The organism is Bradyrhizobium sp. UFLA06-06 (assembly GCF_054820065.1).
Map to the genome: position 1 here is coordinate 1 of NZ_JADFUD010000016.1, position 13,222 is coordinate 13,222.

17 protein-coding genes and 1 tRNA gene are annotated in these 13,222 nt (G+C 60.7%); 10 read left to right on the top strand and 8 right to left on the bottom strand.

Going from position 1 to position 13,222, the window contains the following annotated elements:
- Nucleotides 1-406: 406 nt before the first annotated feature.
- Complete coding sequence (locus IF803_RS15925; protein WP_461192730.1) at nt 407-763, top strand: hypothetical protein; 357 nt, start codon at nt 407-409, stop codon at nt 761-763.
- A 6-nt stretch (nt 764-769) separates the two neighbouring features.
- Here IF803_RS15925 and IF803_RS15930 read toward each other — a convergent pair whose 3' ends face one another.
- Nucleotides 770-922, bottom strand: a complete 153-nt coding sequence (locus IF803_RS15930; protein WP_304498217.1) for a hypothetical protein — start codon at nt 920-922, stop codon at nt 770-772.
- A gap of 709 nt (nt 923-1,631) precedes the next feature.
- Here IF803_RS15930 and IF803_RS15935 point away from each other — a divergent pair.
- Nucleotides 1,632-1,721 (top strand) — tRNA-Ser (locus IF803_RS15935).
- A 776-nt stretch (nt 1,722-2,497) separates the two neighbouring features.
- On the opposite strand, the gene IF803_RS15940 is transcribed toward IF803_RS15935, so the two are convergent.
- From IF803_RS15940 to IF803_RS15970, 7 genes are all read right to left on the bottom strand, one after another.
- The gene (locus tag IF803_RS15940; protein WP_259245075.1) at nt 2,498-2,632 is read right to left on the bottom strand and encodes a hypothetical protein; all 135 of its coding nucleotides are present in this window, start codon (nt 2,630-2,632) and stop codon (nt 2,498-2,500) included.
- 608 nt (nt 2,633-3,240) lie between these two features.
- Nucleotides 3,241-3,468, bottom strand: a complete 228-nt coding sequence (locus tag IF803_RS15945; protein ID WP_461192731.1) for a hypothetical protein — start codon at nt 3,466-3,468, stop codon at nt 3,241-3,243.
- 383 nt (nt 3,469-3,851) lie between these two features.
- Nucleotides 3,852-4,052, bottom strand: coding sequence for a hypothetical protein (locus IF803_RS15950; protein WP_028341577.1), 201 nt, complete (start codon nt 4,050-4,052; stop codon nt 3,852-3,854).
- Nucleotides 4,053-4,096: 44 nt separating this feature from the next.
- Complete coding sequence (locus IF803_RS15955; protein ID WP_028341576.1) at nt 4,097-4,378, bottom strand: DUF1488 family protein; 282 nt, start codon at nt 4,376-4,378, stop codon at nt 4,097-4,099.
- A gap of 40 nt (nt 4,379-4,418) precedes the next feature.
- Nucleotides 4,419-4,715, bottom strand: coding sequence for a hypothetical protein (locus tag IF803_RS15960; RefSeq protein ID WP_461192807.1), 297 nt, complete (start codon nt 4,713-4,715; stop codon nt 4,419-4,421).
- Nucleotides 4,708-4,974, bottom strand: coding sequence for a hypothetical protein (locus IF803_RS15965; RefSeq protein WP_461192732.1), 267 nt, complete (start codon nt 4,972-4,974; stop codon nt 4,708-4,710). The genes IF803_RS15960 and IF803_RS15965 overlap by 8 nt, the downstream gene beginning before the upstream one ends.
- A gap of 344 nt (nt 4,975-5,318) precedes the next feature.
- Nucleotides 5,319-5,564, bottom strand: coding sequence for a DUF6894 family protein (locus IF803_RS15970; RefSeq protein ID WP_461192733.1), 246 nt, complete (start codon nt 5,562-5,564; stop codon nt 5,319-5,321).
- A 186-nt stretch (nt 5,565-5,750) separates the two neighbouring features.
- Between IF803_RS15970 and IF803_RS15975 the strand changes: the two genes are divergently transcribed.
- From IF803_RS15975 to IF803_RS16010, 8 genes are all read left to right on the top strand, one after another.
- A complete protein-coding gene (locus tag IF803_RS15975) occupies nt 5,751-5,945 on the top strand; it encodes a hypothetical protein (RefSeq protein WP_461192734.1) in 195 nt (64 codons plus the stop codon).
- A 56-nt stretch (nt 5,946-6,001) separates the two neighbouring features.
- Nucleotides 6,002-6,148 carry a hypothetical protein gene (locus IF803_RS15980; protein ID WP_461192735.1) on the top strand — a complete coding sequence of 49 codons (147 nt, stop codon included), beginning with the start codon at nt 6,002-6,004 and terminating at the stop codon, nt 6,146-6,148.
- Nucleotides 6,149-6,707: 559 nt separating this feature from the next.
- A complete protein-coding gene (locus tag IF803_RS15985; RefSeq protein WP_028341572.1) occupies nt 6,708-7,079 on the top strand; it encodes a hypothetical protein in 372 nt (123 codons plus the stop codon).
- Between the two features lie 1,094 nt (nt 7,080-8,173).
- The gene (locus tag IF803_RS15990) at nt 8,174-8,389 is read left to right on the top strand and encodes a hypothetical protein (protein ID WP_028341571.1); all 216 of its coding nucleotides are present in this window, start codon (nt 8,174-8,176) and stop codon (nt 8,387-8,389) included.
- 407 nt (nt 8,390-8,796) lie between these two features.
- Nucleotides 8,797-9,801, top strand: a complete 1,005-nt coding sequence (locus IF803_RS15995; protein WP_461192736.1) for a TAXI family TRAP transporter solute-binding subunit — start codon at nt 8,797-8,799, stop codon at nt 9,799-9,801.
- 32 nt (nt 9,802-9,833) lie between these two features.
- Complete coding sequence (locus tag IF803_RS16000) at nt 9,834-10,427, top strand: hypothetical protein (protein WP_461192737.1); 594 nt, start codon at nt 9,834-9,836, stop codon at nt 10,425-10,427.
- Between the two features lie 37 nt (nt 10,428-10,464).
- Entirely contained in the window at nt 10,465-11,079 is a 615-nt protein-coding gene (locus tag IF803_RS16005) for a DsrE family protein (RefSeq protein ID WP_461192738.1), read from the top strand.
- 123 nt (nt 11,080-11,202) lie between these two features.
- The coding region (locus IF803_RS16010) for a coiled-coil domain-containing protein (RefSeq protein WP_461192739.1) at nt 11,203-13,222 on the top strand (2,020 nt) is incomplete at its 3' end.

The window sequence follows — 13,222 nt, forward strand, 5'->3', positions numbered from 1 at the left end:
GACGCCTTCACCTCCGAGGAATGTGCCAACTACCTCAAAAATTCAGGCTATCGAACTTAATGCCATCACGCTTTAGCTGGAAGACCTGATTGATTGCCACTCTTTACGTAGCATCTCGGATTGGTCCGCCAGCATACGCCATTGGTCTGCGACGTTCCTGACAATTGCACGCTCGGGAGTGAGTAGCTTCAAGGCCACCTCATCACACTGCTCTGCCATCGCTCGCATCTCTTCCGGCGTCATGGGTCGTATTAGAACGCTTCGACCGGGGCGGCATTTGCCTATGTTGCGGCCTCAGCGTGCCCCTCGCTGGGGTCGTTTCTTTGGGCCAAGAAAAAGCCCGGCTCGCGCCGGGCTTCGTAGTTCAAGCTGACTTGCGAGATAGCGCCGCTTCTCGACTGCCGCGATGTCGAGAGCCTTTCAGCACCTCATTCACGCGACCGGGATTCACGTCGTACGTCGCAGCGATTCGATGCTCAGGCTCACGGCTGCGGCGTGGCGATCCGGCTTCTTTGAGAAGCCATTTAGTGGCGGGACTGGCGGCACCGGCGGAGGCAATGGAGAGGGAACGTCACTTGATTTGGACCCTTTGCTGATCGCTCTTCTCAAGAAGATTCCCGCCGCTGAAAAAGGTTGGCCTGCTGCACAACGGGTGCGCTGGTTTCGGACGTTCGCAATGAACGTCTCGCAGATCTATGATGGCGACGGCGATATGGACGAACCGGTCGAGTTGAAGATTGATTTGGATAAGGCCGCCAACTGAGGCGGCTTATTTCTGTTCGGGGTGCAATTCGCGCTTCTGATCTTCATAATGTTTGGTCAGAAGGGCCATCCCCGCCAAGGTAAACTCGTCGGTGACATGGATGGACAGCGCCTTTAAATGCTCGATCTTGCCGTCCAGTTCGACACACTTTTCGCACATGACACGCTCCCAATCCGTGAAAGGCGGGAGCGCAAACTGGTCTCTCTGTCACCGACGCGCGGTGTAGTTGCCGGTGATACGGAGATAACGGGGGCGGCATTGGATGCGTTCCTGTAGAGTTCGCCCGGGCAGCAAGGGGGTGACTGGAACTCCGCTCACCCACGGAGAACCCCGGTAACACTTCTCCTCTGTGGAGGAAGAACAGTTGGCGGACCATAACGATTGCTATGGGTAGAACATCCGCCGCGCGACTCAGTGGTCCTACCGAGAACATCGGCCAAGCTACGGTTTCCGTTCGCTTAATCCGAATTAGGACACTCCGAAAATCAACTTAGGACACGGGGGCTTAAATACCGGACAGCACCCGCGGCCAGTGGTCATAACTTCGCGTTCTCGCGATGGGGCTCGCGAAAGCGAGAATCCGGCATCCGTTCTTCCAGGAGCGACGCGGCCCAATAGATTCCGGGCGCGCGCCTGCGGCAAGCCTCCGGAATGACGAAGAGGCGGGCTGATCGGATGCATCCATTGATTTGCGCCGGTCCCTGACCGACCACCGGCCAAAATCGCGCGCGGCCGCGCGCAAGGCGACGGCGCGCTGCCGTCATCGCTATCAATTTACCCAATGTTTTCAATCCGTTGTGGAAATTTCGCGCTCCCGGCCCGCGCTCACTTGCAAAATCCGCCTCAGCCCTTCAAGAGAGGGCCTCCCGGAGAGATGGCCGAGTGGCTTAAGGCGCACGCTTGGAAAGCGTGTGTGCGGGAAACCGTACCGTGGGTTCGAATCCCACTCTCTCCGCCATCGCGCGATTTGGCACGCAAAACTACGATTTCGAGCCCTCAATGGCGGCGGAACGCCACCTTTGCAAGCGCTTTGCGCCAGCGCCGTAGGCCTTCGCTTCTCCGAGCGCATTTCGCGAACCTTTGCATGCCTCGGCAAGCAACTTGCGTTGTCGTACATGCGAAATCCTCCCTGTACGACGACCTTTCGTGGGATCGTCACGGTGAGGGCTGCGATCTCTAATGCGCCAACACGCCGCCGGGTCGGAAGCGGCACGAACTTCGGGGTTTCGGCAGCGGCTAAGACGGTATCGTGGAGGCGGCCGGATACTCTTCGATCGCTCGGCCGTCAGCCTTTGGTCGCAAAACTATGCAGCCTGGCGGCCATTGCCTCGTCGGCAGCTGAAGCCGGCTTCATCCCTGATCCGGATGTATCGCTTTCTTGTCCGCGCAGTACTTTGCAATAAGAAAGCGGATTCCCTCTTGCGCGGTCTGGTCGGTTACGCAGCTTGAGAGCTTTTGGTAATGCTCGATTCTCTTGTCGAGTTCGATGCACTTCTCGCACATGGAGAGTCTCCAGCTAGGAGGCGGAAGCGCCTGTAGTCCTCAGTACTGCCGACGATATGCATCAAGGAGAAGCTCAGTGCCCGTCAGCGATCGCTTCAACGCCTGACGGCGTTGTGCCGCTCGTGATGACGAAAATGACTTTCCAGGACCGATAGAGGGAATTGACGAGCTACTGCCAGCGCCACTCGCTCGGGATCTTGGAAGCCATCGAGCTAAAGCTTCAACCTCTGCTTACTTCTTCTTTGCAGGACCGAAGTCCGGCTGCCAGCCTGCCTCTTTGCGGCTGGGCGCCGCTGCAATCACCTTTGCTTTTTCCTTCTTCGGTTTCTTGGCTTCGCGATTGCCGCGTTGCTGTCCTTTGGCCATGATGTCTATCTCCAATTGGGGTCTGAGTTCTTCCAGCCCATTCGGCTGCAATAAGCGTCGCGGGCGACGTAACGATGCGGACGCACACGTTGCCCTCGTGCCCAGTTCGCGCAAGGCGCATCACAACGGTCTTGCCGCGACTGCGTCGAAAGTGGCGTTTGCCGTGATAGGTTCTCCCTGTCACCAAGCGGGCCAAGAGAACTGTCCTAGCCGTTGAGGATGGCCGCAGCACATACGAGAAGCAGAAGAAACAGCGGCACGATTACCGGCGGAACGATCCATTCCGAGGCACGAAAACGCGTCATCGAACGCTCCTGCTGGTCCATTGGCGGGAGCGCACGTGACCCTCAGTCACCGGTCGATGCCGTTGATGATACGGTGATGCCAGCCACCCTACGCTTGTGGCTGGCCAATAGCGAGCACTAAACGGGCTTGTGTTGGTCGCGATCCTAAAGTCTGTGCGCAGCGAAGACTTGGAGCAAACGCGGCGTCGCATAGTCCTGATCGAGCAGTGCGCATTCATCCCGTTGTGCTGCCGCCGTGAAAGTCTTGTATTCGTGCAGTTCTGTCGCCACCTCTAGCAAGAGTACAGCAAAGAAAGCGGTGTCTTAGTTTGAGATCAATCGCTCCGCCATGAACCATTGATGGACGATCTGCCATTTGTCATCGGCGCCTGACCGAAAATCCAGTAATGTTGGCTCGCGCCTGGCTTTGATCTCGAGGAAAAACCGCCGCGCGTCGCGTGCGCAGGCTTTTCCATCAAGCGGCTGCGTCCTGATCCAGTGGTCCCATTCGCGAACGATCGCCTGCCTCGCTTCGCGATGATGCGACGTCATCTAGCGGGCCTTGTTGGCGGTTTGACGGGACGCTCGGATTCTCGCGCCAATCGCTCAGCTTTGAGACGCTCGCGGTTGGCCTGGAACGCTTTGTCGGCTTTGGCATGCTCGCTCGGCGCGGCCTCCACTTTTCGGAATATCTTGTTGGCTTCTCGCGCCGCGGCGGTAGAGCCCTGGCGTCCGAAGCCTCGGTCTCTAATCATCCCTGGCACTCGATCCTCCCTAAATTATGAGAAAGTCTCGGGAGACACGACTTCGGCTTAGGCCTCGGTGTGTTCGTCCGTCGCCGGCGGCGGCCTTACGATTCACGATCTTTCGCCGCCTTCGTCAAACGTCCTGGTGTCATTCCGGTTCCTGCGACGACGCCTCCCATACGGAAATTGCTAGAACAAACTGTCTGTCGACTTGTCGAGCCGTCTTAAGGAGCCGCCGGTTTCGTTGAGGTGACCCACCAGTTCACCCGAGAGCCGATAAATCCTGCTGCCCTTCAGATCGTAAAGCTTCCGGCCCTTAAGGTCGAAAATAGCGGTATCGATCACCACGGCGACGTGTACGCCATCACTGTTGACTATGTCGCCCTTCAAGCGTGGTCTCCCTTGTTTTTCGCGACCTCGGTGGCCCGCGACTCTTACTGCTTCCTGAAGTCGATGCTTCTTAGGATGATGCCGGCGGGCACACCTTCGAACTCGCCCGCCATGTATTTGACGGTGGCGCGGGCTTCAATGCGCTCTCGCAGTCGCATGAACTGCGCTTCGCGCTCGCTCGATGGTGCGCGTCCTGCCCCTTCTAGCTCATCCATCGCGGAGGTCGAGATCGCGCAGGGGACGACCTTCGCGCCGTCGCGCATCGAGAACTGGACGATCATGCGGTCGTATTCGAAACTGGTGAAACAAGCTTGTTCAAGTGCCATGCGACTAAACCCGTTGCCGTTGGCTGAAGCCGGCACAGCTTCAGCCCTGCCCATCGAGCCGGACGAAATCCGCCAGAATCGCCGCGACGAGATCGCGATGCCTTGTGTCGTCTGGCGACAGGCTCGCAGCGTAGATGTTCAGCACGTACCGTGCCTTGGCGGCCGCTTCCGGCCATGAGGTCGCAGCGACCGACATTAGTCCGTTTTCCAGCACGCTTTGCCGTTCGCGCAGCTCCCGCGCACGGCTCTCGACATCCGTCGTTGCGCGGCGGATTTCCGTTGCTTTCTGCGCTACAATCCCGCGGTGTTTATCCAGATCGAGCGGTTCGTCACTCATCTGGCATGCTCGCGTCGATCCGTCCTGCATCCGCCAGGTCGACCGGACCGATGGAAAACATCTCCATCCTGGCGCCGTGCGAGGCTGCCGGCACGATCATCATGGTCGCAACGCGGCGATAAGACGCGAAGGAAAGCCCTTCGATCATCTCCTCGTCTGTGATGACTTCGTAGCGTCCGGCGGGCAGAGGGTGATCGATGCCCCTGATCTGGAACGAATGCTTGAAGGTGACGACTTCCCGTCGCGAGCGAGTTTTCATGTACGCCCGCCTTTTGCCAACGCTCGGGCGCCGGTGTCGGCTCGCCCATATAAGCAACCATGCGCTCTTTCGACGGCATTAGCTACCGCTTTCTCGCGGTCCGATGTCGCGCGGCCGGGACGCCTCAAGCGCTCGCTATTCCCCCGGCGGACGCGTCATGATGCCCCATAACCGCCCATTCGTCGGCATCCACCGGTCACTGAGAGTTAAGTGCGCTCCCGCCAAACACGAGGAGCGTCGCCCCACTGTTTTTTGCTGCTTTTGACTACTGTGAGGGCTCTATTGTGCAGCCACATCGGGCGGTGGTCGACCTCTCGCGCCGAGCGAGAGGGGGATATGGGGCCTCACTGGAAACGTCTAATCTCGAAGGTGAACGTCGCCCGCAAGACCGGTCCATCTTCGTCACGAACGTTGATTGCAAGACGGCGTGCAGGAGCATCGATAATGCAGCGTCGAGCTTCATCCTTGGCCAAGTGTGCCAGCGCGAAGGTTGCTTCGTGTTGCATAGCCTCCAGTGAAACGAGATCTATCCCCTGTTCGTCGGGGATCATCTCATCACCTTCGCGCTGATCGAAAAAGTACCTACGCATGCGATTGCTCCCGAATAGGCGGGAGCGCTGTAGCGTCTCTCTGTCACCGGAAAATGCCCAGATCGGATCTGGTGATGGTTGCCAAGCTAGCCGACTTCCAAGCATTCCTCAATCTTAGACGATGTCAGTTCGATTGTGGTGAGGTTCGGTCTGGCATGTTGACCGGCCGCGGCGCATACTCGACGAATGAAGAACCGCATCGGTTGGACGACTTGCCCCTCCATTGGCGGCAACTACGCAGTGGCCGAACTCCTCGAGGGTGGTGTAGTCGGCAATGGACTCATCACCTTCGCCACCAAGGCGCAGGCTCTGGAATTCATTGATTCTGGCCAGGCCGATGAGTTGGGGTCGCGTGGTTCTGTCCCCAAAAGCCGCGAATGACCACGCGCGACGAATGGACCGTCGATATTGAGTGTCCACGTTGTGGGAGGCTGGACGTGGCACGGCTCTCACAGGCGGACGGCTACGCCTATACGAGGGGGGACACCGCTACCCGCGCCGACCATGTGCCGGTCGGCTTTGCCTGCATCGATCCGGAGACCAGCAGCTTTCAGTGCTCGAAATGTCAGGTGTTAATACCGTGACGTCACTCCCGCGAAAGAACGACAAGCGGCCATGACCATTCCTCGCGAATTGCACGCTGCCGAGGAGGATTTCGTCGGGATGGCCGTCGCTGACCGACGGTGACGGGCCATGCCACATCGTGCGTCGCAAAGCGGGGCCAATCGTCGCAATCCCTCTCCGGCAGTTCGCCCCAGAATTATGCGACGTTCGATTAACGCTTGCGCAGTTTCAAGTCACGCCGGTCGCAGCGTGAAGGACCACCCCAAGGAAATCATGGCGCGCCGTTCGTACGCAGAACGCTACCAGTGGCGTTCTTGTCACGAGTGACAATCTGCGTGCGCAGTCCGCCGCAGAACAGAACGCCCTTTACACCATCAAGCCAGCCATATAGCGTCCGAATACGGGTTGGCAAATTGCTCACCTCGAAGCTGCCCATAAAGCAGCGACTTCCGAAGTCGCCGCCAGTCGTCGTAGCAGCAGCTCACGTGCCATCGGAAGGCGCAATCATAACATTGTGTTTATCACGGAGCGTCAGCGTCGCAGGCGCGTCTCTGCGCGCGCTCAAGAAAGGCGACCTTCATGAAAATTCCTGCAATCCTGCAAGGCGAGGCACGGACCCGCTTCCTTCAAGGGATCGCGTTCGGCGCGGTGGCAACCATGGCGATTGGATTTATCTGGGGCGGTTGGGTCACGGAGGAAGGCGCCAGAATCATGCGCACCACAGCGGAGACCAGCGGCCGGATGTCCGTTCTGGTACCGATTTGCGTCGCTCAGTTCACAGCCGCGGACGGCGCTCTCGCCAAATTCAAGGCGGCAAGCATTTACTCTAAAGAGAACGTCGTCAGAGAATTCGTGAAGAATGTGGCATCCACGAGCATGGATTACTCGTTTGCCAAGGCTTGTGCCACCGGGATCGAAACGGAGCTCGCAAACGCAGCAACAAAGAGTTGACGAGCGTACAAGCAAGCCGGGAAGGATCACGCGCTCCGAGATTGCCGTTCGCGCTTCATGGGGTCGGGATAACGCCGGCTCGATTCTGCGCGCCAACGAAGCGGAGGCACCGGGGGCGGCGTAGGTGCCCTCAATCGGAGCTCAATTGGTCGGACCGAAACGACGCATCAAGAAATGCGTAGCTGGTCGGACCACAGTGCTGAAAAGCGGTCATGATGCCGCGCCAGACGCATTTTCTCGTTCAATCCTTTGACCCTGCGAAAGGCGATCAGTTAAAGGCCGGTACGCCAATTGCGTGCCGGAGCGGGGAAAGTGCGCGTCGAACTGCCGAAAGGCTTGCCATGAGTAAGGCAGGCGTCGTTGCCTTCTCGACAAGCTCGGATCCCGAGACGGGTGATTACGACGACCAGCCGACTGTGTTCTTTCGAGCAGGTAGGGTGCCTGCTGAATTCGATTCGATGCCTTGATATCTGTTTTGCGTCATTGCTTCTTCGGCAATGAAGACTGGCGGGCTCTCTGCCTGAGTCGACAAAGATCAGGACAGTTGCGGCGGCGCCGAGCCGAAAGATCGGAGCATGGCAGCTAACTCGATTTTAGCGAGATGGTGACGCAGCGATCAATGCAGGAGCCTGCAACAGTACAAGTAACATGATGCCCGTTGGCTCTTCTTGCGAGGTGTCGGGTCGACGTGGCCTTCCTGGAAGCAGATTTTGGTTTCATATCCGTGCGTCAAGCGACCATATGCGCAAAGGAAATTCGATGCGAAGCATTATTGCCGTAATAGTTTTGTCTACGTGCGTGCAAAGCGCCATCGCTAAGGGGCCGGACTGTCGCGCCATCGGAGGCGCGACCGCACGCCTGGCCTGCTACGACGCAGCCTATCCTCCGAAATTGGAAAAGCCCGCAATCGTTGAAAGCGACGCCGGGCGGCCTCCATACAAAGACCCGTTTGCAGTAGAAGAAGCTCGGACAGCTGCCAAGATAAAGAATATCTGCCGCGGCTGCTGAAATGTCTCGGAACAACGCCACTCGTTCGCCGTATCACGGAGCGTGCAACAGCCGGATCACGATGGCGCGGCTTTTGCGCGTTTCTGATGATACCGGCAGCCGGGTTCTTCCTGCCGTTGCTGTTTTTGGTCCGTCCGGGCCTCACCGTGACGAGCTCCAGCGCCTCGGCGCCGGCGATGGCCGAATACGGGACCATCCATACGCTCAGTCACTTGCATCCCATCGCCGAACAAGCAGCCCATCAGCAGGCGCATCAGTGGGAACGGCGGGATTTCGCTAAATCGCGCAGACGCGTTGGCTGATTGTCGGGTTCGGAAGCATCGGCCGTGAGATCGCCAAACGTACCAAGGCGCCACCATTGAAGCGGTCCCGATCGCGTGTCGACGCCGCGAATCTGCCGTCACGCTTGTCGCAAGCCGACGTCGCGGTGCTGGCCTTGCGCGCTGAATGAGGAAACCCGCAACCTCGGTCAGGCAGGGTTTCCGGCGCCTGCCGTCAGTATGGTGCCGGTGATGTTCCACCCTGTGATCCCCCGCTGCTTGCGGCATTGGGGCAGGCACAGTGGATAATCCGGAAGGGGTAGGGGGCTCCCCCATGCGGAGAAATGGCGCGCGCCGATGAACTGCATGAAACTACGACAAAATGACCGATCGGCGAGGGCGGAGATCCCATGGGACAGACCGCAAAAAGTGAATTGCACCCGTTGCGCATGCTGGCGCTGCTGATTCCGCTGCTCGCGACCGTTCCGCTGTCCAACGTGGATGCACAGGCGCAACCTGCTGCAGCGCGTCAATTGCGACGTGAGCCACCGCCGCAAAAGCCGCAGGTGACGATGAATGCCTGGACGGTCGGCCTCGCCGGGGGCCTGCTCGAGGGCGCGCCCATTCGTCTCGCGGCGGAAATCGCCCGCGTCGTAGACGATGGCGACAAGCTGCATGTGTTGCCGGTCGTGACGCGCGGGCCGACGGAGAATGTGAACTCCCTGCTGTATTTGCGCGGCATCGATGCCGCCATCATCAATTCCGACGTGCTCGAGGAATACAAGAGCCAGGTGCCGGATATCCAGCAACGGCTGGCTTTCGTGCTGAACCTGTTTCCGTCCGAACTGCATATCTTCGTTCGTCCCGAGATCCAAAGCCTGAGCGATCTCGCCGGCAAGAAGGTGAACTTCAATAATCTGGGTACTGCGGCGGCCTATTCGGGGCCGCTGATCTTCAGCCGCCTTGGCCTCGATGTGGAAAAAACCTTCATTCCTCATCAGGTCGCGCTCGAGCAGATGCGCAAGGGCGAGATGGCCGCGGTCGTCTTCATCACCTCGAAGCCGGTGGATGCTTTCGTGCGCGGCCGCTGGGAGCCGGGGTTCAAGTTCCTGCCTGTTCCCTATGACAGGAGGTTCGAAGACTTTTATCTTCCCGCCTCGCTCGAGGCCACGGAGTATCCCAATCTCATCAAGCAGGGCGAGCGCGTCACGACTATCGCAGTGCCGACCGCTCTGGTGGCTTTCAACTTTCCGGCCAAATCGAACCGCTATGAGCGCCTCGAGCGCTTCGTGGAGTATCTGTTCTCGCGGATCGACAAGCTGCAGCAGCCGGGCTTCGACCAAAAGTGGAAGACGATCAATCTCGCCGCGACCGTTCCCGGTCTGACGCGCTTCCCCGCGGCGCAGGCGTGGCTCGATCGCGGGCCGCGCACCGCCGCAAATCCATCGCAATGAGACGCGCGGCGACCTGCGCGGTGGCTGGAGTCTTGCTCGCAAGCGGCATCGCTTCGGCGCAGGCGGCAGGATTTCGTCAGATCGCTCAGCTCCGCGATTGCTCCGCCAAGGAGCGTTCCGAACGGCCGGAGTGCGCCGAGAAGACGCCGCGGGCGTCAGCGCTGCCCCAGGCGAGCCAGGCTAGCAGCTGGGTCGTCAGCCTGACGACTTCACCGCTCGACTATTCACCGGTCGCCACCGCCACGACGTCATCGCGCGACGGTGCTGGCGAAAGCGGAATGACGCTCTCGATTCGCTGCCATGGCGGGCGGAGCGAACTGATCGTCGCCGGATCCCGCGTGTCCGGTCGCGGCGATGGATATGCGATTTCCTACCGAATCAACGACGGTCCGCCGCAGCAGGTCGCGGCAGCCGTGCCTGCGTCCGGGATCGGCGTTGCGTTCGGTGGCGACGTGATTCGCTTGCTGCAGTCCCTTCCGGACGGCGGAGGTCTCAATATTCACCTCGCACCCCGTACCGGACCGGCGCTGGATGCGGTGTTCCCGTTGGGCGGGATGGATGTGGTGCGCGCGAAGATCACCGCTGCGTGCAGGTGGCCACAACCGACCGCAAAACCCAACGGTTAGAGATTTGAATGACGTGTCTTTAACAGGAGAGGCATCCATGCGCGTGTTTCAGCAAATTGCGAAGGTAACCATGATCGGAGCCGCAACGGTGCTGCTGTCTGCTTCATACGCTGCGGCGGAGCAAGGCGGCGGACGGTATTGGACACCGACAACAACGAATCCCACTGCGGACTATCGGCACGTTTCAGAAAAGGTCCAAAGGGTTCATGTCTCGCGCAAGGCGACCACCCACAAGGGGGAACGGTCTCCTCTCAACGCCAACGCCCGGCTCCCATCCAACACCAAGTCGCACAACCTGATCCTGCAGGTGAACACGAACGATCCCGCAGCCATGAATCTCGCGCTCAACAACGCAGTCAACGTTGCGCAATACTACAAGGATCTCGGCGAGAAGGTGAAGATCGAGGTGGTCACCTTCGGGCCTGGCCTCCACATGCTGCGCGACGACACGTCGCCGGTGAAAGCCCGTCTCGAGGAAATGGCGCTGAGCACGCCGGAGGTCTCGTTCAAGGCCTGCGGCAATACCCAGGAAAAAATGCACAAGGCCGAGAACAAGGACATCCCGATCGTTCGCCAGGCGGAGGTGGTGAAGTCAGGCGTCGTGCGCGTGATGGAACTGCAGGAGAAGGGCTGGTCCTATGTGAAGCCGTGACCTGTGGCCTAACCCGAAAGGGGTGGGTGGGGTCCTCCATGCGGGCTGTAGGCTTCGCGCTGCGGTACGGCGCATAATACCGCACCTCAACAGCTTGTGTCGCCGTGCGGCAGGTGATTGCGGATGGGTCCGGTTATCCTCAAGGACAAGGCAGTTGCCGGCTGCGACATCGCAGATTCGTCGCGCCGGCTGCTGCCCAAGGCGGGACGGTCCGCGCTGTTGTGGACGACTGCTGCCGTGCTCGCAATGGCGTGCACGACGGAAACACGGGCGTCCCCGGATCCGGCCCGCCCTTCGACGCAACCGCAGCATTCGGCGGCTGCCCGTAGTCCCGGTTTCATCGAAGCGGCAAGGAACGGCGCTCCCGAAGCCTTGCCGCCGGGTCGAGGCGGCAACGACAGACCGGTGCAGCTTGCCCAAGCGACAGTCGGCGACACCGGGCAGGCTTCGAAACGGGAATACAACTGGGCGGAGTCGCTCTCCTGCGAACTGACGAATGCCAGACGTGACATCGAGTTGCTGCAGCGTCTCGAGCAGGAGCGCTATCGGGCCGAGTCGCTGGAGCAGAGTCTCGCCGCGGCGCGCCGCGATATCGAGGCCCGGGCCGCGTTGACGGACAAGGCGGCCGAAGAGAAGCAGGCCGCGCAGGGCGGCGCGGAGTTGCTGAACTCCCTGCAAGAGACGCGTGAGCGGGCGGAGCACCTGGAGCGGGATCTGGCGGCAGCGCGGCGTGATGTCGAAACCCAGACCGTGCTGGCGACAAGGGCGGGTGAGGAAGCGTCTCGGCTGAAAGCAGCGGCGGAAGGCGGCGTGGCAGATCTGCAAGGGGAGCGCGAGCGGTCCGCACGGCTCGAGCAGGATCTCGAGGCATCGCGCCGCAACGTCGAGACCCAGACTGCGCTGGCGGCAAAGGCAGGCGAGGAGGTCTCCCGGCTGAAAGGGATGCGTGAAAGCGGCGCTACGGAGCTGCAGTCGTCCCTGCAAAGGGAGCACGAGCGGAGCGCGCAGCTGGAGCAGGATTTGGCGGCAGCGCGGCGCGATGTCGAGACCCAGATGGCGCTGGCGACAACGACAAAGCAAGAAGCTCTGCGGCAGAAGCAAGCAGCGGACGTCGGAGCTGCCGAGCTCAGGCAATCACGCGAACGAGCCGAGGCGCTGGCGCAAGACCTCTCCCTGTCGCGGAGCTCGATCTATGCATACGAAGCCCAAGCCCGCAAATCCGGAGACGAAGCGACGGAGCTCAGGCAGGCGGTTGCAAGCTGCACGGCTTCGGTCAGCAAATTCACACCCGACGAAGGTGAGCGGTTCGCGCGGCTGGAGTGGGATCTCGCGGCTGCCCGCAGCAAGGTCGAGACCCAGGCCGCGCTGGCGACCAAAGCAGGTGAGGAGGCTTCCCGACTGAAGCAGGAAAGCGAAAGCGGAGCGGCCGAGTCGCAGGGCTCCCTGCAAAAGGAGCGAGAGCGGTCCGCAAGGCTGGAGCAGGATCTCGCGGTCGCGCGGCGTGACGTCGAGGCCCAGACCGCACTGGCGGCAAAGGCGGCCGATGAAGCCCTGCGGCAGAAGCGGACGGTGGAGGCCGGGGCCGCCGAGCTGCGGGAATCGCGTGCCAAGGCCGATGCGCTGGCACAGGAGCTTTCCCAGACCCGAAGCACGATCTACGCCTTCGAGGCGCAGGCCCGCAAAGCCGGTGAAGAAGCGGCGGAGCTCAGGCAGGCGGCCGAGAGCGGCGCAGCTTCGGTTCGCAAATCCACACCGGACGAACGTGAGCGACTCGTGCGGCTGGAGCAGGATCTTGCGGCCGCCCGCAGCGATGTCGAGACGCAGACCGCGCTGGCGGCGAAAGCAAGCGAGGAAACCGCCCGACTGAAGCGGGAACGGGAAAGCGGAGCGGCGGAGTTGCAGAACTCACTGCAAGCGGCGCGGGCCGACCGGCTGGAGCAGGATCTTGCGGCAGCGCGGCGCGATGTCGCGACCAAGACGGCCCTGGTGACGAAAGCAGACGAGGAAGCGTCCCGGCTGAAGGCGGCGGAGAAGAGCGGTGCGGCGGACCTGCAAAAGGAGCGCGAGCGGTCCGCCCGGCTGGAGCAGGATCTTGCGGCAGCGCGACGTGATATTGAGGGCAAGGCCGTGCTCGTGACCGAAG

Coding starts and splice junctions, on each gene's coding strand:
- IF803_RS15940 (WP_259245075.1), bottom strand. CDS start 2,632: ATGGCCAAAGGACAGCAACGCGGCAATCGCGAAGCCAAGAAACCGAAG.
- IF803_RS15955 (WP_028341576.1), bottom strand. CDS start 4,378: ATGGCACTTGAACAAGCTTGTTTCACCAGTTTCGAATACGACCGCATG.
- IF803_RS15925 (WP_461192730.1), top strand. CDS start 407: ATGTCGAGAGCCTTTCAGCACCTCATTCACGCGACCGGGATTCACGTC.
- IF803_RS15985 (WP_028341572.1), top strand. CDS start 6,708: ATGAAAATTCCTGCAATCCTGCAAGGCGAGGCACGGACCCGCTTCCTT.
- IF803_RS15990 (WP_028341571.1), top strand. CDS start 8,174: ATGATACCGGCAGCCGGGTTCTTCCTGCCGTTGCTGTTTTTGGTCCGT.
- IF803_RS15930 (WP_304498217.1), bottom strand. CDS start 922: ATGTGCGAAAAGTGTGTCGAACTGGACGGCAAGATCGAGCATTTAAAG.
- IF803_RS15945 (WP_461192731.1), bottom strand. CDS start 3,468: ATGACGTCGCATCATCGCGAAGCGAGGCAGGCGATCGTTCGCGAATGG.
- IF803_RS15975 (WP_461192734.1), top strand. CDS start 5,751: ATGAAGAACCGCATCGGTTGGACGACTTGCCCCTCCATTGGCGGCAAC.
- IF803_RS15965 (WP_461192732.1), bottom strand. CDS start 4,974: ATGAAAACTCGCTCGCGACGGGAAGTCGTCACCTTCAAGCATTCGTTC.
- IF803_RS15960 (WP_461192807.1), bottom strand. CDS start 4,715: ATGAGTGACGAACCGCTCGATCTGGATAAACACCGCGGGATTGTAGCG.
- IF803_RS16005 (WP_461192738.1), top strand. CDS start 10,465: ATGCGCGTGTTTCAGCAAATTGCGAAGGTAACCATGATCGGAGCCGCA.
- IF803_RS15970 (WP_461192733.1), bottom strand. CDS start 5,564: ATGCGTAGGTACTTTTTCGATCAGCGCGAAGGTGATGAGATGATCCCC.
- IF803_RS15995 (WP_461192736.1), top strand. CDS start 8,797: ATGCTGGCGCTGCTGATTCCGCTGCTCGCGACCGTTCCGCTGTCCAAC.